The following is a 25536-nucleotide window of genomic DNA, read 5'->3' as shown; positions in this document are numbered from 1 at the left end:
CCGTCATGTATACAGACAAGAAGAACATACTCCAGTTGGTTGCGTTGCTCGAGGCGCATGGGATTACCAAAGTTGTGTTGTGTCCGGGTAGCCGTAACACGCCCATCGTGCATACTTTGTCTAACCACCCGAATTTTACCTGTTATCCGGTGACTGATGAACGGAGTGCCGGTTATTTTGCCATTGGTCTTGCGTTGAATGGTGGTAAGCCTGCTGCTGTCTGCTGCACTTCCGGTACAGCGTTATTAAACCTTCATCCGGCTGTGGCGGAAGCATTTTACCAGAATGTTCCTTTAGTCGTCATTTCTGCAGACCGTCCCGCTGCCTGGATCGGACAGATGGATGGACAGACCGTTCCGCAACCAGACGTATTTCGGACGTTGGTCAAGAAATCGGTGAACCTTCCGGAGATTCACACGGAAGAAGATGAGTGGTATTGCAATCGTCTGGTGAATGAGGCTTTGCTGGAGATGACCCATCATGGGAAAGGTCCGGTACATATCAATGTACCTGTTTCCGAACCGCTGTTTCAGTTTACGGCCGATTCACTACCCGCAGTGCGTGTCATTACCCGTTATCAGGGATTGAATGTCTACGACCGTGATTATAACGATCTGATCGACCGGATGAATAAATATCAGAAGCGTATGATTATCATCGGTCAGATGAATCTTATCTATCTGTTTGAGAAAAGATATATCAAGTTATTATATAAACATTTTGCCTGGTTGACAGAACATATCGGCAACCAGACAGTTCCCGGTATTCCGGTGAAGAATTTTGATGCGGCGCTTTATGCCATGCCCGAAGAGAAGGTAGGCCAGATGGTTCCCGAACTGCTGATTACTTATGGTGGACACGTGGTTTCCAAACGGTTGAAGAAGTTCCTTCGCCAGCATCCGCCTAAAGAACATTGGCACGTATCGCCGGACGGTGAGGTGGTCGATTTGTACGGCTCATTAACTACGGTGATCGAGATGGATCCGTTCGAGTTTTTGGAGAAGATTGCCAGTCTGCTGGATAACCGGACTCCTGAATATCCACGTGTATGGGAGAATTATTGCAAGATTATCCCCGAACCGGATTTTGCTTATTCGGAGATGTCGGCTGTCGGTGCGTTGCTGAAAGCCTTGCCGGAGTCGTGCGCCTTGCATCTGGCAAACAGTTCGGTGGTTCGCTATGCGCAGTTGTATTCGATCCCTTCCACGATTGAGGTCTGTTGCAATCGGGGAACAAGTGGCATTGAAGGTTCACTGTCTACGGCAGTCGGCTATGCGGCAGCTTCCGATAAACTGAATTTTATAGCTATCGGAGATTTAAGTTTCTTCTATGATATGAATGCGTTGTGGAATATCAACGTCCGTTCTAACTTGCGTATCCTTTTATTAAATAACGGAGGAGGAGAGATTTTCCATACTTTACCGGGATTGGATATGTCGGGAACCTCACATAAATTTATTGCAGCAGTCCATAAAACGTCGGCCAAAGGCTGGGCGGAGGAACGTGGCTTCCTCTATCTGCAAGCGCAAAATGATGAAGAACTGGCTGAAGCGATGAAAACTTTCACCCAACCGCAGGCTATGGAACAGCCAGTGTTGCTGGAAGTGTTTACCAACAAAAACAAGGATGCGCGTATGTTGAAGAATTATTATCATCAATTAAAACAAAAATAGATTATGTCAACACAAAGAGAGTGGACAACCATCAGAGAATACGACGATATTCTTTTTGATTATTATAATGGAATTGCCCGCATCACAATCAACCGTGAACGTTATCGGAATGCATTTACCCCGACTACTACCGCCGAAATGAGTGATGCATTGCGTATTTGCCGTGAAGAAGCGGATATTGACGTGATTGTGATTACCGGAGCCGGAGATAAGGCATTCTGTTCGGGAGGCGACCAAAATGTGAAAGGACGTGGCGGATATATCGGGAAAGACGGTGTGCCTCGTTTGAGCGTACTGGATGTACAGAAGCAGATTCGTAGCATCCCGAAACCTGTGATTGCCGCCGTGAACGGCTTTGCCATTGGTGGCGGACATGTACTTCACGTAGTATGTGATTTATCCATTGCTTCGGAAAATGCCATCTTCGGTCAGACTGGTCCTCGTGTGGGCAGCTTTGATGCCGGATTCGGTGCGTCTTATCTGGCACGTGTGGTAGGCCAAAAGAAAGCACGTGAAATTTGGTTTCTCTGCCGGAAATACAATGCGCAGGAAGCACTGGACATGGGATTAGTGAATAAGGTGGTCCCCTTGGAACAGTTGGAAGATGAATATGTGCAGTGGGCGGAAGAAATGATGTTGCTTAGTCCGTTGGCTTTGCGCATGATTAAAGCGGGATTGAATGCCGAACTGGATGGCCAGGCAGGTATTCAGGAACTCGCGGGCGATGCAACGTTGCTCTATTACCTGACGGATGAAGCACAGGAAGGAAAGAATGCATTTCTGGAGAAACGTAAACCGAACTTCAAACAATATCCGAAATTCCCTTAAACCGATTTCACTACAGAGTAACACAGAGTTTATTTTTTCTGCAAAGCAGAACTGTAAGAGAGCTGCAGGAGAACTGCAAGAGATCTGATTACTAAAACTTCGTGGGGCTCTATGTTACTCTGTGGTGAATAGAGAATTTATTCACAATGAACTGTAAAATAGAAATCATTCCCCGGTTGCTTCATTTCAAGCAACCGGCAGGGACTTCCCGGGGAACATATACTACGCGTAAAGTCTGGTATCTTCATTTCACCTCTCCAGACTTTCCGGGCAGAGTGGGAATAGGAGAGTGTGCACCTTTGCCCGCTTTGAGTTGCGATGATCTTCCTGATTACGAAGATATATTAATGAAAGTTTGCCGGCAAGTGGAGAGAGAACAAGGAATATTGGATATGGATGGTTGGTGCGACTATCCTTCCATTTTATTTGGTCTGGAAACGGCCATCCGGCATTTCTTTGCAGGAAACTGGGCTTTATGTGATACGGCTTTCTCACGTGGAGAGACGGGGATTCCCATCAACGGTCTTATCTGGATGGGAGATTATGATTGTATGTTATCCCAGATTGAGAAAAAGATGGAAGCTGGATTCCGTTGTATCAAACTAAAGATTGGTGCTATCAACTTTGAAGAAGAGTTGGCATTGCTACGTTATATCCGTTCACATTTCTCCTCTAAGGAAATAGAGTTGCGTGTAGATGCGAATGGTGCTTTTTCTCCGGTTGATGCCATGGAAAAGCTGAAGCGTCTGTCCGAACTTGATCTGCACTCTATCGAACAGCCGATCCGTGCCGGACAATGGGAGGAAATGGCACGCCTTACTTCCGCATCTCCATTACCGATAGCTTTGGATGAAGAATTGATAGGGTACAACACGTTGGAAAGAAAACAAGAACTGCTTTCAACCATCCGTCCGCAATATATTGTTATTAAACCTTCCCTTCACGGAGGAATGTGCGGAGGGGACGAATGGATTACCGAAGCTGAAAAGCGACATATCGGCTGGTGGGTCACTTCCGCTCTGGAATCAAACATCGGTTTGAACGCTATTGCACAGTGGTGTGCAACATTCAATAATCCGTTGCCACAGGGATTGGGGACAGGATTGCTTTTTACGGATAATGTGGAAGTGCCCCTTGAAATAAGAAAAGATTGCTTGTGGTTTTGCAAAGGATAATATTTAAAGGATGATATTTAAAGGATGTTGTGATGATATTCAACCGACAACAACAATGTCTGTTACTGGACGGAAAAGAATACACTTCTGAAGATATACGTCAATTGATAGCAGGAGGAACGGAAGCTCATTCTCCTGCTTATTGGGATTTATATCTTTTCTTGAACGAATGGTTCAATGATTTTCCGGTCATTACTGTTCATACATCAGGCTCTACGGGTACACCTAAAGAACTGATGGTACGTAAGGACCGGATGATGCAAAGTGCGCGCCTGACCTGTGAGTTTCTGAATTTGAAGAAAGGTGAGTCGGCATTATTATGTATGAACCTTCGTTATATCGGTGCCATGATGGTAGTGGTACGTTCTTTGGTCGCAGGTTTGAACCTGCTTGTTCGTCCCGCTTCCGGTCATCCAATGGCCGATATAAAAGAATCTTTGAGATTTGTTGCAATGGTCCCATTGCAAGTTTATAACACATTGCAGGTTCCCGAAGAAAAAAAGCGATTAAAACAAACGGATATTCTGATTATAGGAGGCGGAGCCATCGATGAGGCTCTGGAAACGGAGATCAAACATCTTCCGACGGCGGTTTACTCCACTTATGGCATGACCGAAACCTTGTCGCATATTGCCCTTCGTCGTTTGAATGGAGCATCGGCTTCAGAACATTATTATCCATTTCCTTCAGTAAAATTGTCTTTATCCGCAGAGAATACATTAGTCATCGATGCTCCTTTGGTATGTGACGAAACATTGCAGACCAATGACATTGCACGTATCTATCCCGATGGAAGTTTTATGATTCTGGGGCGAAAAGATAATGTAATCAATAGCGGAGGGATTAAGATTCAGGCGGAAGAACTGGAGAAGTTGCTCCGACCGTTTATTCCTGTGCCATTTGTCATCACTTCTGTTCCCGACCCGCGTTTAGGGCAGGCTGTGACTTTGTTGCTGGAAGGTCAGCCGGAATTATTGGAAGGTGGTCAGCCGGACGACATTGAAGAAATCGACAATAAGCTACAATACATAGACAATAAGTTGCAGGAAATACTGGCACCTTATTATCGCCCCAAACACATATTGACAACAGAATCTATTCCGCAAACAGGAAACGGAAAAGTAAATCGTGCGGAGTGTCGTGTTTTGGCGGAGAGTCTGTTACAGTAACAGACTGGCTATTTCGGGTGAAAGCGTGATGCTTCTGTCAGTTGCTTTTTGTTTAAAATAAATTTGGTACTTTTTTCGTCTGCAAAAAACGTTTCAATATGCCGCATTTCTCTTCGGCTTACAAAGGACAAAGATAGATGTTTTGTTGGATATTCCCTAAAAGAGATAGAATTTCCAGTTTTGACATCTTAGGGGTCCCTAGAAACGATTTTCTAATTTCATTTCTCATATTCTCATAGTTGCTGTTAAATCAAAGATAATCAAATGGATATCTTATGAGAAATACTTTTTAAGATGGCATTTCTCATAAGATATTTCCAGTTTTGGCTCAAAATTCACCTTGTTCTCATAGTATTTCAGGGTATTTCTCATAGTCAGATACTATCCTTTTCCTTTTCTTGGTTGAGGATAAGCATTCGTTCCGATTGTCCCACATATTGTGGAAATACTTTCTCTTATATTATGGGAATACTTTCCCACAAAATGAGGGAATACTTTCCCAATTAACTGGGAATCTTTTCCCACAATATATGGGACAAAGGAACACTGTAAGGGGAATGTAGTTTGCAATAGGGTGTGAAGAACTTTACTACGTATATACGGGAGAATGATATTCGTGTGGCAGTAGCTTACGTACGAAAGAATAATAGAAGGAATAGTGGCAGATAGTCTTTCAGTTCATTTCGCAAAAGTTCCATTGTCTTTTGCTTGTATCGGTTGATGGACTTCACGCTAAGATTCATCTCTTCTGCAATCTCCGCATGAGTCTTACCTTCAAAGAAACTTTTCACAAAGACGGTTCGATAGTTTTCGGGTAGTTTATTCAATGTCTCATACAACATCCTGTATAATTCATCAAGCGTATATACACTATCCGCCTCTGTTTCGTAAATAGGAGCTTTCTTCTGAATGATTTCCGCATAGTTCCATTCATATTCCTGATGTTTCAGGTAATTCAGGCAGTTATTTTTTACGCACATTTTGATGTATCCTAATGCTGTGTCCGATTGCAGATCGAAGGATTCCGTTCCGAGCTTGTCCCATATCGAGGTGAATACATCCGAAACAATGTCTTCACGTGTATCTTTATCATCAATAAATCTTTTTGCATACAGACAGAAAGGAGCGTAATATTCCTCATAGAGTTGTTTGAAAATCTGCTCTTTACTGTGTTGTAAGTGTGATAATTCCATTTCTTCTTAGATTAGATATAAGTATTATTGATACTGCAAATATATAATAAGAAAGCAACTTCAGGGCTATTTTGAACTTTTTTTTTAATTATGATGAAAAAAACGCCATTTGCCTGTCCCTTTCTGATAGCATCAATTGTACTATTAGTGTAATTGCAATTATAAATATGATTTTGAACGAGAATATGGAAAATCTGAACCCTGAATCATTACTCCGGAAAGCGCAAGCCTTGGGAGATGATATTAAAGAGATGGAAGCTATTAATGTAGCTCGGGCCTATAACCGGGCACAAATGAAGATTAAGTCAGCTAAAAGAAAACAAGTGTATCATCAATTGATGAGATATGCGGCTTTTTTGACTCTGCCATTATTGCTGACATCGTTGGTGTTAGGATATCTATATTTTCATGAACCGGAACAAGATGACAGATATGCCGAAATTACGGCAGCTACAGGTTCTGTTATTCGTTTCGAGCTTCCCGATCATTCAGTTGTTTGGTTGAATGCCGGTAGTACTTTACGTTATCCTACTGTTTTTCGTAAAGATAATCGTAATGTAGATTTGAGAGGTGAAGCCTATTTTGATGTTCAGGCTGATCGTGAGTGTCCATTTTATGTAAATACTCCGAATGGGTTGAGCATATATGTGTATGGTACAAAATTTAATGTGTCCGCGTATGAAGATGATGATATTATAGAAACAGTTTTGGAAAAAGGTAAAGTAAATGTGATATCCCCCGACCGGCAGACTATTACTCAATTGACTCCCGGTGAACGTTTGCTTTACGATAAACACAGTCAGAAATTGGTTAAAAATAAGGTGGACGTTTATGAGAAGGTAGCCTGGAAAGATGGTAAACTTATATTCCGCAATACTGCATTGGAAGATATTTTCAAGCGTTTGGAACGGCATTTCAATGTTGAAATCCAGTTTTCTAATAAATCAGGAAAAGAATATAAGTATCGGGCTACTTTCCGGAATGAAACTCTGCCACAGATTCTGGATTATCTGTCTAAATCCGCTACATTGAAATGGAGGACAGAAGAACCGGAACAACAAACCGATGATACATTCACAAAGAAAAGAATTATAGTAGATTTACATTAATAACTTTAAAAATATAATAGCCAATGAGATAGCACAAAGACGACAAAAAAAGGAAGAAAGCTGCTACCAACAGCTGTCTTCCTCCGATTTTTAAGATTCACGGTCCAAAGTTTCGCAAACGACAACCGGAATCGACCATAGTTCATTATAGTAATAAACTCTAGTTAACCGCAAATGTATGAAAAAAAATCATTCATTTATTGCATCATGTTCTAAATATGCTTTAAATTTAAAACTTCCTTTAGTTATGAGGATTAGTCTAATACTGCTTTTTGCTGTGGTATTACAGCTATCAGCCGAAAATGGGTACGCCCAGCGAACACGGATTCCTATTTCTATGAATAACGCTTCGATAGAACAAGTGCTGAATAAAATAGAAGAAATATCAGATTTTGTCTTTTTATACAATGACAAGACCATTCAGACAAATCGTATTGTTTCAGTTCGAAATACGAATGGGAAAATTATGGATATTTTGGATGAAGTATTCCGAGGTACTAATATTGTTTATACAGTGGTAGACAAGCAAATTATTTTGTCTACAAATAAATTAGATGTAGTTGCACAAAATCCTTCTTTTCCATTGAAGGGGGTTGTGAAAGACGTGAAAGGAGAACCTCTGATTGGGGTGAATGTCAAAGTTAAAGGAGCAGGTAAAGGTACTATTACCGATTTTGACGGAAAATTCATCTTGCAAGTAGTAAAAGGGGATATTCTTGAAATCTCTTATGTTGGCTACGTTTCTCAATCGATTAAAATATCCGATAGTAAGGCTTTGGATATCGTACTTACTGAAGATACAAAAGTGTTGAATGAGGTGGTGGTGACAGCTTTGGGACTCAAAAGGGAAACTAAATCATTGACTTATAATGTACAGCAAGTCAGTTCGGATGAGATCACGAAAGTGAAGGATGTGAATATGATGAACAGTCTGGCCGGAAAGGTAGCTGGTGTGAGTATCAATTCAAGCTCAGCAGGTATTGGTGGTGGTGCTCGTGTTGTAATGCGTGGTACAAAATCCATTTCCGGAAATAACAATGCATTGTATGTTGTAGATGGAGTTCCTTTGCCAAGTTCATATGGAACACAACCTGGTGGGCGTTATGAAGGAGCAGGACAATCAGGTGATGGCATTTCTTACTTTAATTCGGATGATATTGAATCTATTTCAGTTTTAAGTGGTTCTGCTGCCGCTGCTTTGTATGGTTCTGCTGCTGCTAATGGGGTTGTTTTGATAACTACCAAAAAAGGCGCGGCTGGAAAGACAAGTGTCAGCTATAATAATAATTCTACTTTCTATTCTCCGTTTGTAATGCCAAAATTTCAAAATTCTTACGGTTCAGAGCCTGGGGAATGGTTTAGTTGGTCATCTAAGTTAGATACTCCTTCCAGCTACGATGTGAATGACTTTTTCCAGACAGGGTATAATGTAGCCAATACGGTGAGTCTGACGACAGGAAATGATAAAAATCAGACTTATGTTTCTGTCGGAACAGTAAATGGTAGAGGTATCATTCATAATAATGATTTAGATCGCTATAACTTTTCAGCACGTAATACGGCTTCTATGTTGAATGATAAATTGCATTTGGATGTTAGCTTTATGTATTCTAATGTAAAAGAGCAAAATATGCTGGCACAAGGTGAATATGGTAATCCTTTAGTTCCGGTTTATTTGTTTCCCCGTGGAGAAGATATCGAAAAATATCGTTATTATGAGCGTTATGACATAGAACGTAATATAGATGTACAATATTGGCCTTTGGGCGAAAATGGACTTTCTATGCAGAACCCTTATTGGGTGACTGATCGTAATATGTATATTAATAAAAAAGACCGTTTCTTGACATCTGCTTCTTTGAAATATGAGATAACTAATTGGTTGAATGTATCTGCACGTGCAAAAATGGACAGAGATATCGTGCATAATGAGCGTAAAATGTATGCGTCGACTTTGACCGTATTAGCAGAAAATTCAGATAAAGGAGCATATATTGAAACAGAGCAGAATGTTACTCAGTACTATGCAGATGTAATGGCGAATGTAAATAAATATTTTGCTGATGATAAATGGAATGTTACGGCTACACTTGGTGCTAGTTTATTGGACCTAAACAGTAGAACATTGACTTTAGGAGGAGGATTGTTGACTGTTCCTAATAGATTTACAGTAAATAATATCGACACTAGCGGTAAGCTGACTTATCGCAGAGGCAACTATCACGATCGGACAAACTCTTTATTCGCTACGGCTTCTGTTGGATATAAAGGAATGGTGTATGTAGACGGTGCTTTGCGTAGTGACTGGCTTTCTGCTTTAGCTGGAACAAAGCATAAATCTATTCTTTATCCATCAGTAGGAGCTTCGGCTATATTGACGGATGCGTTTAATATAAAATCAGATATTCTGTCTTATGCAAAGATTCGCCTTTCTTATAGTGAGGTGGGAAATGCACCGTCTCGTTTTTCAGCGATAACGACCTATTCTGTATATGGTGGATTGACTACTACATCGTATTTCCCAATTAAAGATCTTAAACCGGAACGTACATATTCATGGGAAACCGGTCTTAATTTAGCGTTATTTGAAAATAAATTGACTTTAGATGCTACTGTTTATAGGTCATATACTAAAAATCAATTGTTTAGTCCGGAAATCTCTACTACTACGGGGTATTCCAGTATCTATGTTAATGCTGGTAAGGTAACTAATGAAGGTATCGAATTGGCACTAGGATACAAGCAGAAAATTGGACAGGTAGATTGGAAAACTACATTACTTTGGTCTTTAAATAGGAATAAAGTAAATCAATTACTCCCCGAATATACAAATGATGAATTGGGAGTGACTGTTCGTTTGGATGAAATGGATGTTTATTCGATGGGTGGAGCAAAGAAACGCTTGACAGTTGGTGGTTCGATGGGCGATTTGTATGCAAATATATTGCGTACGGATGAACATGGGCATATTTGGCTGGATTCAAAGTCGAATACTATACAAACGGAAAAAAACAACTATATTTATGTGGGTAATACTAATCCTAAATATGTGCTAAGTTGGCGTAATGAATTCTTTTGGAGAGGAATCAGTTTGGGGTTCATGATTAATGCTCGAGTTGGAGGTAGAGGCGCTTCTGCTACTCAGGCTGTACTAGACTATTACGGGGTGTCGGAAACTTCTGCAAAAGCGCGTGATAATGGTGGAGTTTTAGTTAATGGTTATAAATATGATGCACAGAGTTGGTATCAGACGGTAGGCGGAAACGGTGTTGATTTTGTAGGCTCTTGCTATATATATGATATGACAAATGTACGCCTCGGAGAACTTAGTATCGGATATGATATTCCCATTAATAAATGGTGCAAGTTTATTAAAGAATTAAATGTTTCATTGGTTGGGCGCAATTTGTTGATGATTTATTGCAAAGCACCGTTTGATCCTGAAACAACGGCCGGAACGGGAACTTATAATCAAGGAATGGATTATTTTATGCAACCTAGTTTACGTTCTATGGGATTTTCCGCAAAAGTAACTTTCTAATATATGTTTGAATATGAAAATATCTAAATATCTAAACTTGAAAAGTTTCCTTTGTTTTTGGGGGACTGTAGTTTTAGCAACAAGTTGTACGAGTAGTTTTGAAGAATATAATACGAATCCGGATGAGGTAACTGCAGAAATGGCTGATTGGGATAATGCGAGAACAGGATCGTTCTTTTTACAAATGCAGCGTAATGTAATACCTATTGAAGAGGCATCTGTTTATCAGGTTGTGGAAGTTGTGACTGGGGATGGATTTGTGGGCTTTTTTGGTTCTCCCAATCCGAATATCAATTCAGCGGGACGCTATAGCTGGAGTGGTAACCGTAATTGGCCGGGAATGATGTTTACTAGTGCTTATAGAGATGTAATGAATGCTTGGCGTGAGCTGAAGACGGCTATCAATAATGATAGTGACCCGCGATATGCTGTTGTGCAAATTTTGAAAATAGCCAATATGCATCGAGTAACAGATACTTATGGTCCTATTCCATATTTGAAATTTGGAATAGATAAAGAAGTAGCCTATGATACCCAGAAAGATATTTATTATAGTTTCTTTGATGAATTGGAAGCTGCGGTCAACATTTTGGACATACCAGCTACTAATGGCGACTTAATTTTTACAGATTGGGATTGCGTATTTCGTGGAGATGTTAAACAGTGGGTGAAATTTGCAAATTCTTTACGGCTACGTTTAGCTATGCACTTGTCTAATATTGATCCAGATAAAGCAAAAGAAGAGATACAGAAGGTGATGAAAGCTCCTCACGGCTTTTTGACGGAAAAGACAGACATTGTGGAATTGAGGCATATTCATCCAATTGCTACATATGAAAGTCCTCTTTATGTGATTGATGGTTGGAATGATATTTTAATGGGGGCTACTATTGATGCTTATATGAATGGATATGAAGATCCTCGCCGAGATGCTTATTTCAGGCGGACTTCGGATAATAAATTCCGTGGAGTACGTGCTGGAATGCCGGCTACTATTTCTATGGATGCATATACAAAAGATAATTTGTTCTCACATCCGGTTGTAAGTGCTACAGGAAATATAGTCTGGATGCGTGCTTCTGAAACTTGTTTTCTTAAAGCGGAAGCTGCAGTGCGTTGGCCTGATTTGGAACTAGGAGGAAGTGCAGCAGAGTTTTATGATCAAGGTATTCGTCTTTCTTTTGAAGAACATTCTATTTCTGGAGCTGATGATTATTTGAAGTCTACCAAGATTCCAGCTCAATATGAAGATAAGCTTAATAGTTTATATTCTGCTAATAGTCCGAGTTCTATAACAATACCTTGGAATGAACAAGATGATAAAGCTATGAAGATAGAAAGGATTATCACTCAAAAATATATAGCTTTGTTTCCTGTGGGACAAGAGGCTTGGACGGATTTTCGTCGTACAGGTTATCCAAGAGTATATCCAGTGATAGAATGTGAAAATTCAAATGTAGACTTGAATACACAAATTCGTCGTTTACCTTATCCGGTATCAGAATATGATACGAATAGAAAAGCGGTGGAAGCTGCAAGAGTACTTTTGGAAGGACCTGACAATCCAGGTACGAGAGTTTGGTGGGATAAAAACAGTAATAATTAGATTTAATACAATATTTATGAGAACAGTTATAATATATTTGTGGATAACTTGTATAGCTATGGCTTTGGGATTTCATGCCTGTGATTCAGAAATAGAATCTGTAAGCATACAAAACCCTTTGCGTGCTGATGAACAGTATTATGAAAATCTTCGAAATTATAAGAAAAGTGATCATGCTATTTGTTTTGGTTGGTATTCAGCATATGTAAATGGAGATTCTCCATCTATGGGGAATCATTTTGAGGGATTACCGGATAGTATGGATATAGTTAGTTTGTGGATGGGAATTCCAGAAGGGAAGATGCTGGAAGAAATGTATGAAGTTCGTAAGAAAAAAGGAACTCGCTTCGTTTTATGTTCTTTTTGTAAAATTGGAGATGAATATCCACATACTGACGAGGGGTTAGAGGATTTTGCAATGTATTTTGTTAATAAAATAAATCAGTATGATTTGGATGGATTAGATATAGACTATGAGCCTGGCCAAGATTGGGTAACAGGAGAAGTTATGATGAAGTTTGTCAAAATACTAGGGCAATACATTGGTCCTCAATCAGGAACAGGGAAACTTCTAATAATGGATTATGTATCGGGAGCAGGTCCTTTAAAACCGACTGCTGAAATAGAAAAATATGTGGATTATTTTGTCTGCCAAACATATAAAACAACTACAGCTAAGAAGTTACAAGAAACTTATGATTATATAAGTAGTTGGTGTCCTCCTAAGAAATGGGTGGCTACAGAATGGATTGGTGAATATTGGCAGAATGGCGGATTACCATTTACGGAGAATGACGGTAACACTGTAGACTCATGGGGAAATCCATTGTATTCTGCAATTGGTATGGCCCGTTGGAATCCCAAACAAGGGCGTAAAGGCGGATTTGGTGGATATTACTTTGATTATGAGTACAATACAACTCGTCCTGCAAATCAAAGTATTGGAGATAAGGAGGATAAGCCAATTCCATATTATAGCTTAAGACGTGGGATACAGGAACAGAATCCAGCTGTTAGATAATTTATTAAAATCATGTAAACGTATATGTTTATGAAAAGAATATTATATTTAAGTTGTATTTATCAACTTCTTCTTGTATGTGCAATTATTGTTGTTTCATGTGGCAATGAAGAAGTGTATGATATTTATGGTGGAACAGAAAATAAAGTATACATTCCAGATCCAGGTTCTACGGTTTTAGAGGTGCTTCACACTCCCGTTTCTAGCGTTGGAGATGTGAAAATGAAAGTATCAGTTCATTGTACTAATAAAGCTAATGGGGAAATTCAAGCAGTTTTTGCAGTAGATAATACTTTAGTTGAAGATTATAATATAATTCATGAGACGGATTATGCTGCTGTACCGATTGAGATACTAGATATGAAAAATCCTATTTTAGTTATTGCTTCTAATGCTATGGCTGCAAAACAAGAAATGGAAATATCTATAGCGGAAGAGAATCTAGCTTTATTGAAAAATGCCGATCGTTATTTAATCCCAATAAGGTTAAAAGAAGTGTTGGGAAATGCAACTTTAAGTACTACTACTAGTAATGTAGTGTATATAAGTATAGAAGTTACAACTGTAGAAGGAAATTATCAGGAAGGAGTTACGTTGGAAGATATTCATGCCAATTTTATAGCTGATGATATTCGTAGTGGGTGGGAGGCCGAACTATCAGGTTTGAACATTTCACAGACTAATGGCCCTGCAAAGTTGTTTGATGGTATAACAAATGTTTATCAGCACAGGTGGTGGTTTGAGAGTAAGTCATCTCCTGTCGATGTAATCGTAGATATGCAGAAAGTGTATGATGATATTATTGGGTGTCGTCTGATTGGAATTGCAAAAGGTGTGGAAGTTAATGTTAGTGTGGATAAAGAGACTTGGACAAAAATTGGAACAACTATATCTACTAGTCCGGATATTGTATTTTATATTCCTGTACAATTACGTTATGTGAAATTTACATTCCCGATAGTTGAGTCTTGGAGTATTTTCGGTGGCGTAACTAAGAAAGCGGGAGGTACTATTCATGAATTTTATGCTTGTACAAAAAAATAAATAGAAATTGTGATGAAACATAGAATAATTTATATAGTTATGCTCTTTACTTTGTTTGGATGTAAAGAGATGGTTGAATGTGGAGATGGAATATTGATGACAGGAACTGCATCTAATAATCTTGTGAAATTTCCAATCGATGAACAGGATATGTATACTATATCTGTAACATCTACGGCATGTGTAGAAAGTGATGTGAAAGTTCATATTGCAATAGATACAGATTTGGTAGAAGAATATAATAGGGATATGGGAACAATATTTTATCCAGTGCCTGATGAAGTGTGTACATTAGATAATAGTGATGTTGTAATATCTGCAGGGCAGGCCGTTTCTTCAGCTGCAACAATCTCGATACTTGCAGATAAGAGAGATTTATTGGTTGAAGGACGTTCATATTTACTTCCTGTAACAATTTTGCATGTAGATGCAGGATTACCTGTAATAGAATCGGGGCGTACCATATTTTTAAAACTTTCTAAGAGTGTATATTTTTCGGCTCCTTATGTAGGAACTACTAATACAACAAAAAAATTTGAATTTGATAATCCGGCAGAACCTATGACTCAATATACTTGGGAGCTAAAGTTTAAAGCGGAGAATTTCAAAAGAAATAGTGCGAATGAGCCAATTCGTATCGGTAGTTGGTATAATAATATGCTACGTTTTGGTGAAGGAGGGGCTTCAACTAATATTTTGGAAGTATATGCAGGTACAGAAAAAAAACTGATTGCTAATACTCAATTTACACCCGGAGTTTGGTATATGCTTTCAGTCGTTAATGATGGGCGAACACTGACGTTATATGTTAATGGTGAGAAAGATAACTCAAGGACAGTGTCCACGGATGAATATGTGTTTAGTTATTATGACGTTGGGATGACGGAAAGTTTGTATCAGGCTAGGCAGCTTTTTCATGGATGGTGTGGAGGAATACGTATTTGGAGTAGAGCTCTTTCACAGCGTGAAATCAAGAATAATTTGTGTAGTGTTGATCCTGATGCGGTCGGATTAGAGGCCTATTGGCCGATGAATGAAGGAAGTGGGGATGTTTTTCGAGATATGTCTCCCAATCAACGGCATTTAGTATATGAAAAAGAAGGAGTGGTTGAATGGACGGAAGTTAATAATAAATGTGTTGAATAGATATATGTAGTTAGATTTCATTAAATCATGCTTGAATATTTAATCGGATATTTCTTTAGGATTATCTTTTGAAAGTTTATGAAAAAGGAAATAGCATTATTATTATTTGGTTTTGTTTTGCTGGGTAATCTTATTGCCCAGCAAACGCAAAACAAATGTAGTTTTTTGCATTTCGATAATACAACTTGGGATGTTGGACATGTTTCCGAAAATATGGGAAAATTAACACATAACTTTTGTTTTGTTAATAATCATTCTCAATCGGTTACAATAGAACGGATTGTGTCTACTTGTGGATGTGTAGTAGCATCATACACAAAAAAAAGGATATTGCCTGGTGAAAAAGGATTTATTAAGATTACTTTTGATCCCCGTGGACGTATGAATTATTTTTCAAAAAGTATTCGAGTTATTTGCGGAAAGGGAATAAGTACGAATTACTTACGTGTCACCGGATTTGTAGATCCTATTCCCGATTTGGAGAAGGATTTCCCATATTCATTGACAGATGGAGTTGCGATTGAGCAATTAGTACTTTCTTTTCAGAATGTTCAGCAGAATATGATATCTAAAGAAATAAAAACTAAAATTTATAACCATTCAAATCAGCGTGTACTTCTGTCTTATATCATTGAAAATGAGAGTGGTTGTCTTCAGGTGGATATGCCTAAAAAGATTGAAGCAAAAGATGTGGCAACAATACGAACTGTTGCCACTATACCTCGAAATTATTATGGCTCTTTCAATGATAGAATAGTACTTTTAGTAAACGGAAAACGTACAGAAGCACTTGAAGCATATGGTACAGGTGTAGATGATATGCGGGGAGTGAGTTTACTAAACGGTCCAAAACTGAAACTTTCTTCTCATACTTTTGAATTGGGTACATTGAAATCTGGCGTTCGGATAACTCGTGCAGTACACATTATAAACACAGGAAAGTCACCTTTGATTGTTCGTAAATTGGAATGTGGGGAAGATGTGGTAGCGGATGTTCATAAAGAAATGGTATTAAGACCGGGAGAAACAAGGGAAATTGTATTTGTTGTTACTCCCCGTAAGGCTAGTCGATTGAAAGCGGATGTAAAGCTGATAAGTAATGATCCTGGAAGTCCGGTACGGATGATACGTTTCACAGGGATAGTAGGTGGGACTCAATGAATGAAATGATTGTTCATTGGGGTATTTTTAATGGGTTATACTAAAACAATGATTATGAACAGGATTTTCTTATTTATTATTTTGTGCTTGCTTCCTTTATGTCTGAATGCTACATTTAGAGGAAAAGTCTATGTGGATTCTAATAGAAACGGGCAATATGACAAAGGAGAAAAGGTGCTTAAAGGGGTAATGGTTTCAGACGGTCTGAATGTTACAAAAACAGCTGTTGACGGGACATATTCTCTGCCGGGACACTCGAAAGTTGAATTTCTCTTTATAACAACCCCTTCCGGGTATCAGACAAACTATAAACATTATTATCGCGTTACAAATGATAGGGAAGGATATGATTTTGGCGTTTTCCCTTTGCATTCCGCTGTTATAGCTTCCGATAGCAGTCATTCTTTTGTGCATATATCCGATACGGAAATCTCTTCAAAGGAGGGACAAAATGTTTGGCTTGCTAATGTACGCGACTATGCGATAAATGAAAAGGCTGCTTTTATAATTCATACAGGTGATCTCTGTTATGAAGCCGGGATGAAAGCGCATCTGCCTATGATGAACTCTGAGAATATGGGAGTTCCGGTTTTTTATTGTATAGGTAACCATGATTTGGTGAAAGGTAAATCCGGCGAGGAGTTGTATGAAAGTATTTATGGTCCGGTCTATTATTCTTTTGATGTAGGCAATGTCCATTATATTGTTACTCCGATGCTCGGGGGAGATTATCGTCCGGGTTATACGAAAGAGGAAGTTTACCGATGGTTGAAGAATGATCTGGCACAGATTCCTGCGGGGAAACCAATTGTCGTGTTCAGTCATGACTTGTTAACGAAGGATGATAAATTTATTTATGGTATCAATGACCGGGAGTTCATAGACCTGGATAACTATAATCTGAAAGCATGGATTTATGGACATTGGCATATCAATCATATCCGGAAGCATCAGAGTGCAGTCAGCATTTGTACTTCAACGCCGATTCGGGGAGGAATTGACCATGCGGCGGCAGCTTTCCGTGTTATAAAGGTTGACCGTAAAGGAGCATTGACTTCTACATTACGTTATACTTATATCAATAAGCAGGTGCAGATTGCTTCCATTCAGAATGGAGAAGTTCCCTTGTTGAAAAATGGGAATATTCCTTTGTCGGTAAATGCTTATCATACTGTTTCGCCTGCTCGTGAAGTTGTATATAGTTGTTGGGTGGACGGGCAGAAAATTATCAATGGCCGACCTTTGCACCAGAAAACTGACTTTAACTGGTTTGGGGAGATTGTTTTGCCGGATAAGTGCAAGGGCAGACAGGTTGCAGTGGAAGTTGAGGCTCGATTCACCAATGGAGAAGTGGCGGAAACACGGGAAACCTTTGTTTGTCCGGTAACAAGAATAACAACTGGAAAAGTGAAAGGGGACTGGAACAATTTATTGGGGAATCCGGAACATATAGGTATTAGTAAGGATACATTGTCCGCTCCTTTCTCTTTATTATGGACCCAAAATGTCGGTTCGAATATCTATATGACCTCTCCTGTCATATATCGTGGCAGAGTGTACATTGCTTCTGCGGATGAAAATGCATCGGGGAAGTCTGCTATCGTTGCAATGGATGCACTTACTGGTGTGGTTTGTTGGAAGTACCCTGTGAGTTCGTCCGTTAAGAATAGCATTGCTGCTACTCAAGGACTTGTCTTTGCACAGGATGTAGACGGGCATTTGTATGCGGTTGATGCGTCGGCGGGACAACTGATTTGGGAGAAACAACTGGATGTTATGGGAGTACCGGCATTGAATGATGGTCTGGTGGTTTCGGGCGATACGGTTTTTGCCGGTTCCGGTGAGGGACTTTGTGCTGTGGAAGCAAGTAGCGGACGGGAATATTGGAAGAATACTTCGTGGAAACAGGGTGAAGGAACAACAGCTACTTTGTCTTCAGGCACAGGAGTGCTAGTGGGTAGCGTACAATGGGATGCTTTATATGGCAATGATATCCGTACGGGGAAACTACTTTGGAGAGTGGAGAAAGAGGGCGTCCGTAACCGGGCTTCATCTCCGGCCATACACGGCGGAGTAATGTATCTCCTTTCCAACAGTTCTTTGTTTGTCATGTCTGTCCACACAGGGCAGATTCTGGCAAAGAAGAAATTGCCTTATTCAGTGGATGTCACTTCAACTCCGTTAGTGACTGAAGATGCCATTATCTTTGGAACAGCACGGAACGGAATGGTTGCATTAGACCGGGAAAATCTGGAAAGACGCTGGAATTATATGACAGGAGATGCGCTTATCTATACTTCACCTTATGTTTGTACTCCGGCTTCACAAATAGAAAGCAGCCCGGTAAAATCAGGAAAACTAGTACTATTCGGTGCTTCGGATGGAGCTTTTTATGCGCTCGACTGTGCAGACGGTAATTTGTGTTGGAAACACTCGGTAGGTGCACCTGTTATGAGTACGGTGGCAGTGTCGGGCAATATGATGTTCGGGGCTGATTATGCCGGCAATGTATATGGATTTGTATCAAAAGAATGAGAATAAAAGGAATATTTAATAGTAGAAAAAAATGTTTGGAAGAATTATAATACTTTTTATGGTTGTGTGTATGGCAGCTTGTACTTCTCCGGAGAAGCCGGTAAGGTTTGCCATTGTATCTGATCTGCATGCAGAGGACGTGCCGGACGGGAAAGAACGATTAGATTCGTTTATAACTGCCGCTTCTTGTGCAGATGTGGATTTTATTATAGAGTTGGGGGACTTTTGTCGTTTGGATAGTGTAAGCCAGCCCTATTTGAATATTTGGGATAGGTTTTCGGGTGATAAATATCATGTTATAGGTAATCATGATATGGATAAATATGCTCCGGAGGAATATGTGGAAGGGATGGGAATGCCGGGACGTTACTATTCTTTCGATTCTGGAAACTTCCATTTTATTGTATTGGATGGTAATAACTTGTATGATGGAAAAGAGTACCGGCACTATGCGAAAGCAAATTATTATGTGGATGCCAGTATGCGCGCTTTTATAGATCCGGAACAAATGGAATGGCTTAAATGTGATTTGGAAAAAACAGAGAAGCGTTGTGTGATTTTCTCACATCAGAGTATTGATGCTGTTGTGAAGAATGGAGATAAAGTACGGCAGATTTTGGAAGATGAGAATCGGCGGGCCGGATTTAAAAAGGTTGTGTTGGCTTTTAGCGGTCATAATCATAGCAATTACACAAAAGTAATAAATGGTATTACGTATATGCAAATGAATAGTGCTTCCTATGTTTGGATTGAACAACCTTCAATGACGGAGAAACGTTATCCGGAAGAAATCAATCAGAAATATTCTTTGATGAAATACTCGATAACTTATGATGCTCCGTTGTATGCTTTGGTGACATTGACGAGTAAAGGGGCGGAAGTGAAAGGAAAAAAGGCTAAGTTCATGCCACCTACTCCCGAAGAGTTGAACTTGAAAGACTCGTTGGATGGATTTCCGTTGGTTTCTGTTATAGAAGATGCGGACATCGAATTTTAGTTGACACATATATGAATCTTACAACTTATTTGATTAAATATGAAAAGAACAATTATCATTCTTAGTATGCTATTGTTGGCGTGCTATGGGTATGCACAGATTGTATATTATGATGCCTCGGTTTTTCCGTTGTTAGGAAAAGTTGTTGATAACGGAGGCCCAAGATATGAAAGATTACCGGATTCATTGAAGAATATATTACGTACTCCACTTTGGAATTTAAGCCGTAATTCGGCAGGAATGGCAATACGTTTTCGAAGTAACTCCACAAGGATTGCAGTGAAGTGGGAAGTGCTTTTTAATAACCATATGAATCACATGACTGACGTGGGAATAAAAGGTCTCGATCTTTATAGTTTAGAGGAAAATGGTATTTGGCGTTTTGTTAACAGTGCCCGTCCTACACAGAAAGAGAATCAGACAACGATTATAGCCAATATGGTACCCAAAGAAAGAGAGTTTATGCTCTATCTGCCGCTTTATGACGGAATTGATTCTTTGGCAATCGGTGTTGATTCATTGTCTGCCATAAACCGACCGGCAACAAACTATCCGGTTCGTGAGAAACCTGTTGTGTTTTATGGAACCAGTATTTTGCAAGGTGGTTGCGCTTCACGGCCGGGAATGGCACATACAAATATAATATCAAGAAGATTGAATCGCGAATGTGTCAATTTTGGATTTAGCGGTAATGCTTTGCTTGATCTGGAAGTGGCAAAAGTGATGGCGGAAATAGATGCCGGTGTTTTTGTGTTGGATTTTGCACCAAATGCTTCTGTGAAACAGATAAAGGAAAGAATGGTAACTTTTTATCAGATAGTCCGTGCCAAGCATCCGCAGACTCCGGTTCTTTTTGTAGAGGATCCGGTTTTCACTCATGTCCTGTTTGATCAGGAAATTGCTCGTGAGGTAGAAGAGAGGAATCAGGCTTTAAATGAGATTTTTGGTACATTGAAGAAAAACGGCGAGAAAAACATTTATTTAATACCTTCTTCAGAAATGTTGGGAAAGGATGGAGAAGCTACTGTTGATGGGGTACACTTCACTGATTTGGGAATGATGAGATATGCAGACTTACTTTGTCCTATTATAAAAAGGTTCATTGCATTATGACACATCGATTATATGTTTTTATATTCATTTTATGGGTGAGCGTTCAAATTTTTGCCCAATCCTCTTTACCGTCTTATAAGAATCCGGGTCTGTCTGTTGATTTAAGGGTGGCTGATTTGTTGTCACGTATGACTTTAGAAGAGAAGGTCGGTCAATTACTTTGTCCTCTGGGGTGGGAGATGTACGAAATAAAGGGAAATGAGGTTTATCCTTCCGGGAAGTTCAAGCAACTTGTCAAGGAAAGGAATGCAGGAATGCTTTGGGCGACTTATCGTGCAGACCCATGGACAAAGAAAACATTATCGAGTGGATTAAATCCTGAATTGGCAGCGAAAGCAGGAAATGCATTGCAAAAATATGTGATGGAGAATACCCGTTTGGGAATCCCGATGTTTCTAGCGGAAGAAGCCCCTCATGGGCATATGGCAATTGGTACTACTGTTTTTCCTACGGGTATAGGAATGGCGGCATCATGGTCTCCGGAATTGATAAAAGAAGTAGGGCAGGTCATAGCTAAAGAGATTCGTTCTCAAGGCGGGCATATAAGTTACGGGCCTGTGCTTGATTTAACTCGTGATCCCCGTTGGTCTCGTGTGGAAGAAACATTTGGAGAAGATCCGGTGTTGAGTGGCGTTTTAGGAGCAGCTATGGTCGAAGGTTTAGGAGGAGGTGATTTATCGCAGAAGTACGCTACCATAGCGACGCTGAAACATTTTCTGGCATATGCTGTGCCGGAGGGTGGACAAAATGGTAATTATGCATCAGTAGGTATTCGGGATTTGCATCAGAACTTTCTTCCTCCTTTTCATAAGGCGATAGATGCAGGAGCATTATCAGTCATGACCTCATATAACTCAATAGATGGCATTCCATGTACGTCGAATCATTATTTGCTGACTCAATTGTTGCGTAATGAGTGGAAATTTCGTGGTTTTGTTGTGTCCGATTTATATAGTATTGAGGGCATTCATGAAAGTCACTTTGTAGCTCCGACAAAAGAAAAAGCTGCGATAAGCGCTGTTATGGCGGGCGTTGACGTTGACCTAGGGGGAGATGCCTATACTAATCTTTGTCATGCAGTTCAGACCGGGCGAATGGACAAAGCGGTGATTGATACTGCTGTTTGCCGGGTGTTACGGATGAAATTTGAGATGGGGTTGTTTGAGCATCCTTATGTGGAACCGAAGGTTGCGAAAAAAATAGTACGCAGTAAAGAACATATCAGTTTGGCACGTAAAATGGCACAAGCCTCTATTACATTGCTCAAAAATGAAAATTCAATTCTGCCTTTAAACAAGAAAATAAACAAAGTGGCAGTTATTGGTCCTAATGCCGACAATCGGTACAATATGTTAGGAGACTATACCGCTCCTCAGGCAGACAGTAATGTGAAAACTGTACTTGATGGAATAATAGCTAAACTATCTCCTTCGCGTGTGGAATATGTGAAAGGTTGCGCTATCCGTGATACTGCTGTGAATGAAATAAAACAGGCAGTTGACGTTGCGCGTTGTGCTGAAGTTGTCATAGCAGTGGTGGGCGGTTCCAGTGCCCGTGACTTTAAAACGAGTTATAAAGAAACAGGTGCAGCAGTAGCTGAACAGGGTAGCATTAGTGATATGGAATGTGGTGAAGGATTCGATCGTGCAACTTTGTCATTGCTTGGCAGACAGCAAGAATTATTGGAAGCCTTGAAGCAAACGGGAAAGCCATTGATTGTAGTTTATATCGAAGGTCGTCCGTTAGAGAAAAACTGGGCTTCGGAATATGCAGATGCATTATTAACGGCCTATTATCCGGGACAGGAAGGTGGAAATGCGATAGCCGATGTCTTATTTGGAGATTATAATCCTGCCGGACGTTTGCCAATATCTGTTCCCCGGTCAGTAGGGCAGATTCCGGTATATTATAATAAGAAAGCTCCCCTCAACCATGATTATGTAGAAATGTCAGCATCGCCCATCTATACTTTTGGTTACGGGATGAGTTATACCACTTTTGAATATTCAGATTTACAAATAGTACAGAAAGGCCCTTATTGTTTTGAGGTTTCATTTAATGTGAAAAATACAGGGAAGTATGACGGGGAGGAAGTGGCACAACTTTATATAAGGCATAAATATGCGTCAGTTGTCCAGCCAATGAGGCAGTTGAAACATTTTAAACGTTTTCCTTTAAGAAAGGGAGAGGAAAAGTCTATTATCTTCACTTTGGCAGAAGAAGACTTATGTATTATAAACCAAGATGTGGAACGAACTGTTGAGGCAGGAGTTTTTCAGATAATGATCGGTAGTTCTCCGGATGATATTAGATTAAATGGATTATTTTCAGTTGAATAGGTCTCATCTTATGAAAGCTGTAGTTCACTTTTATAATCTCTGATAAATAAGAGGATATACCGGAAAGTGAATTTCGGGAGAAAATAATAAATTTGTTTTTAATATAACTTTTACTTGTTTTTTTTAATAAAAGCTTCTATTTTTGGCTTCCATAAAAACGATAATAGCCGAAAATCTCTGATGACACATATTGGTGAACAAGAAAAGAAGAAAAAATTCGAGCAGTTTTTCATTCTTACTTTTCCGAAGGTAAAGGCTTTTGCATGGAAGATTTTACGTTCGGAAGAAGATGCTGAAGATATTGCTCAGGATATATTTGTCAAACTGTGGGATAATCCGGAAATCTGGGAAAACAAAGAGACATGGGATAGTTATATTTACACGATGACTCGTAATCAGATTTATAACTTTTTGAAGCATCAGTCCGTAGAACTTAGTTATCAGGAGAAATTGTCCCAGGAAGATTCTCCTTCTTTTGAATTTGATATATACGATAAACTTTATGCAAAAGAACTACAACTTCTGATAAAACTTACTTTAGATAATATGCCGGAACAACGCAGAAAAGTTTTTTCTATGAGCCGGCAAAACGGTATGAGTAATCAGGAGATTGCTGATAAACTACAACTTTCTATCCGTACAGTGGAACGCCACATCTATCTTGCACTACAAGAATTAAAAAAAGTCATCTTAATCGCATTTTTTTTCTATTTCAGTTGAGTAGTCCGTTTTAGCTAGTTGTCTATATTATATAAGGCAAATCTAAAATGAAGAATTATATTCAAAAAATTATCAATGTATTCACCGCTTCTGAGCATAGCGAGAATGTAACCAAAGAAGTACATCAATGGTTGTTAGACGAGGAGCATGCTGATGAGAAAGATATAGCGTTGAGTACATTATGGAAAGAAACAGAAGGCAAAGTTGATGCAGGCACATGGACTTCTTTAGAGAATGTATATGATAAAGTCGGAGTATCTGCCGGCACTAAAAAGCGGTATCGGTTGTTTCCCTGGAAATATGCGGCAGCAGTCGCAATGTTTGTTGTAACGGTATCCGGTACATTTTGGTTAACAAAGAATACTTTTAAAGAGGAAACGGCTGCGATGATTGAGCAATATATTCCTGATGGAAAAACATATGAGTTTGAATTACCGGATGGTAGCCGGGTTCATGTGAATTCCGGAACGTTATTGCTCTATCCGGATGCATTTAAAGGAGATACTCGTACTGTTTATCTAATAGGAGAAGCCGATTTTAAAGTTAAGAAGAATCCGGATAAACCATTTATTGTGCGATCTGCCAATATGTCTGTAACTGCCTTGGGAACAGAATTTAATGTAGCTGCTTATCCTGAAGATTCGGAAATTGTTGCAACTTTGATTCAAGGCAAGATAAAAGTGAACTATGAACAATCGGATCATTCTTATATTTTGAGACCGGGGCAACAGGTAGTTTATAATCGAAAGACAGCTCAAAGTAAAATTGAAGAAGCTGATCTGGAAGATGTAACAGCTTGGCAGAGAGGACAGATTGTATTTCGTGGAAGTACAATGGAAGAGATTCTGCTGACTTTGGAAAGGCGTTTTGACATAACTTTCCAATATAATACGAAGTTATTTACAACAGATGAATATAACTTTAGTTTTAGCAAGAATACGGATATTGGAGAAATAATGGAGGTAATGAAAGAAGTGACTGGAAAGTTTACTTACAAAATAGATAAAAATGTTTGCTATATGAAAACTGTGAAATAGAATAAGAAGCTCGATTGTTTAACCTTAAAATATATCATTATGTAAAAAAGTATCCGGAACGAGGATGCCGCCTGGTTCCGGATATGAAATAAGTTTTTTAGTATTAAAATGTAAAATACTAGATTTTTG

The 25536-nt window shown here is 39.4% G+C and carries 18 protein-coding genes; 17 read left to right on the top strand and 1 reads right to left on the bottom strand.

Annotation, left to right across the window (positions count from 1 at the left end; translation table 11 throughout):
* Positions 1-5 precede the first annotated feature (5 nt).
* The 4 genes from menD (at position 6) to AAHJ11_RS03605 (ending at position 4845) form a co-directional block, all read left to right on the top strand.
* Positions 6-1673, top strand: a complete 1668-nt coding sequence (gene menD, locus AAHJ11_RS03620) for a 2-succinyl-5-enolpyruvyl-6-hydroxy-3-cyclohexene-1-carboxylic-acid synthase (protein ID WP_148365934.1) — start codon at positions 6-8, stop codon at positions 1671-1673.
* A 3-nt stretch (positions 1674-1676) separates the two neighbouring features.
* Complete coding sequence (menB, locus tag AAHJ11_RS03615) at positions 1677-2501, top strand: 1,4-dihydroxy-2-naphthoyl-CoA synthase (protein WP_004310001.1); 825 nt, start codon at positions 1677-1679, stop codon at positions 2499-2501.
* Between the two features lie 146 nt (positions 2502-2647).
* Complete coding sequence (locus tag AAHJ11_RS03610) at positions 2648-3676, top strand: o-succinylbenzoate synthase (RefSeq protein WP_320974602.1); 1029 nt, start codon at positions 2648-2650, stop codon at positions 3674-3676.
* A 32-nt stretch (positions 3677-3708) separates the two neighbouring features.
* Positions 3709-4845 carry an AMP-binding protein gene (locus AAHJ11_RS03605; protein ID WP_320974603.1) on the top strand — a complete coding sequence of 379 codons (1137 nt, stop codon included), beginning with the start codon at positions 3709-3711 and terminating at the stop codon, positions 4843-4845.
* Positions 4846-5474: 629 nt separating this feature from the next.
* Here the strand turns inward: AAHJ11_RS03605 and AAHJ11_RS03600 are convergent.
* Complete coding sequence (locus tag AAHJ11_RS03600) at positions 5475-6038, bottom strand: RNA polymerase sigma-70 factor (protein ID WP_148365940.1); 564 nt, start codon at positions 6036-6038, stop codon at positions 5475-5477.
* Positions 6039-6223: 185 nt separating this feature from the next.
* Here AAHJ11_RS03600 and AAHJ11_RS03595 point away from each other — a divergent pair, with 185 nt between their 5' ends.
* The 13 genes from AAHJ11_RS03595 to AAHJ11_RS03535 all read left to right on the top strand — a co-directional run bounded on the left by AAHJ11_RS03595 (position 6224) and on the right by AAHJ11_RS03535 (position 25407).
* The gene (locus AAHJ11_RS03595; protein WP_148366363.1) at positions 6224-7147 is read left to right on the top strand and encodes a FecR family protein; all 924 of its coding nucleotides are present in this window, start codon (positions 6224-6226) and stop codon (positions 7145-7147) included.
* Positions 7148-7394: 247 nt separating this feature from the next.
* Entirely contained in the window at positions 7395-10688 is a 3294-nt protein-coding gene (locus tag AAHJ11_RS03590) for a SusC/RagA family TonB-linked outer membrane protein (RefSeq protein WP_148365942.1), read from the top strand.
* 13 nt (positions 10689-10701) lie between these two features.
* On the top strand, positions 10702-12294 hold the full coding sequence (locus tag AAHJ11_RS03585) for a SusD/RagB family nutrient-binding outer membrane lipoprotein (protein ID WP_413579078.1): 1593 nt from the start codon (positions 10702-10704) through the stop codon (positions 12292-12294).
* A 16-nt stretch (positions 12295-12310) separates the two neighbouring features.
* A complete protein-coding gene (locus AAHJ11_RS03580; protein WP_148365946.1) occupies positions 12311-13315 on the top strand; it encodes a glycoside hydrolase family 18 in 1005 nt (334 codons plus the stop codon).
* A gap of 30 nt (positions 13316-13345) precedes the next feature.
* Complete coding sequence (locus AAHJ11_RS03575; protein WP_320974739.1) at positions 13346-14359, top strand: BT_3987 domain-containing protein; 1014 nt, start codon at positions 13346-13348, stop codon at positions 14357-14359.
* Between the two features lie 12 nt (positions 14360-14371).
* Positions 14372-15505, top strand: coding sequence for a BT_3987 domain-containing protein (locus tag AAHJ11_RS03570; protein ID WP_320974740.1), 1134 nt, complete (start codon positions 14372-14374; stop codon positions 15503-15505).
* A 78-nt stretch (positions 15506-15583) separates the two neighbouring features.
* The gene (locus AAHJ11_RS03565; protein WP_320974741.1) at positions 15584-16666 is read left to right on the top strand and encodes a DUF1573 domain-containing protein; all 1083 of its coding nucleotides are present in this window, start codon (positions 15584-15586) and stop codon (positions 16664-16666) included.
* Positions 16667-16720: 54 nt separating this feature from the next.
* On the top strand, positions 16721-19201 hold the full coding sequence (locus tag AAHJ11_RS03560) for a PQQ-binding-like beta-propeller repeat protein (protein WP_320974742.1): 2481 nt from the start codon (positions 16721-16723) through the stop codon (positions 19199-19201).
* Between the two features lie 70 nt (positions 19202-19271).
* A complete protein-coding gene (locus AAHJ11_RS03555) occupies positions 19272-20198 on the top strand; it encodes a metallophosphoesterase family protein (RefSeq protein ID WP_254883763.1) in 927 nt (308 codons plus the stop codon).
* Between the two features lie 39 nt (positions 20199-20237).
* Positions 20238-21311 (top strand): SGNH/GDSL hydrolase family protein, encoded by a 1074-nt coding sequence (locus AAHJ11_RS03550; RefSeq protein ID WP_320974743.1) that lies wholly within the window; start codon positions 20238-20240, stop codon positions 21309-21311.
* Positions 21308-23650, top strand: a complete 2343-nt coding sequence (locus AAHJ11_RS03545; protein WP_320974744.1) for a glycoside hydrolase family 3 N-terminal domain-containing protein — start codon at positions 21308-21310, stop codon at positions 23648-23650. The genes AAHJ11_RS03550 and AAHJ11_RS03545 overlap by 4 nt, the downstream gene beginning before the upstream one ends.
* 180 nt (positions 23651-23830) lie before the next feature.
* On the top strand, positions 23831-24370 hold the full coding sequence (locus tag AAHJ11_RS03540; RefSeq protein WP_148365960.1) for an RNA polymerase sigma-70 factor: 540 nt from the start codon (positions 23831-23833) through the stop codon (positions 24368-24370).
* 47 nt (positions 24371-24417) lie between these two features.
* Entirely contained in the window at positions 24418-25407 is a 990-nt protein-coding gene (locus tag AAHJ11_RS03535; RefSeq protein ID WP_148365962.1) for a FecR family protein, read from the top strand.
* Positions 25408-25536 lie beyond the last annotated feature (129 nt).

Source organism: Bacteroides sp. 90-K9/2 (assembly GCF_047310725.1).
In the GTDB taxonomy this organism is placed as follows: Bacteria; Bacteroidota; Bacteroidia; order Bacteroidales; family Bacteroidaceae; genus Bacteroides; species Bacteroides vicugnae.
The sequence above is the reverse complement of the archived record's forward strand: the minus strand, read 5'-3'. Positions and strand labels throughout refer to the sequence as shown.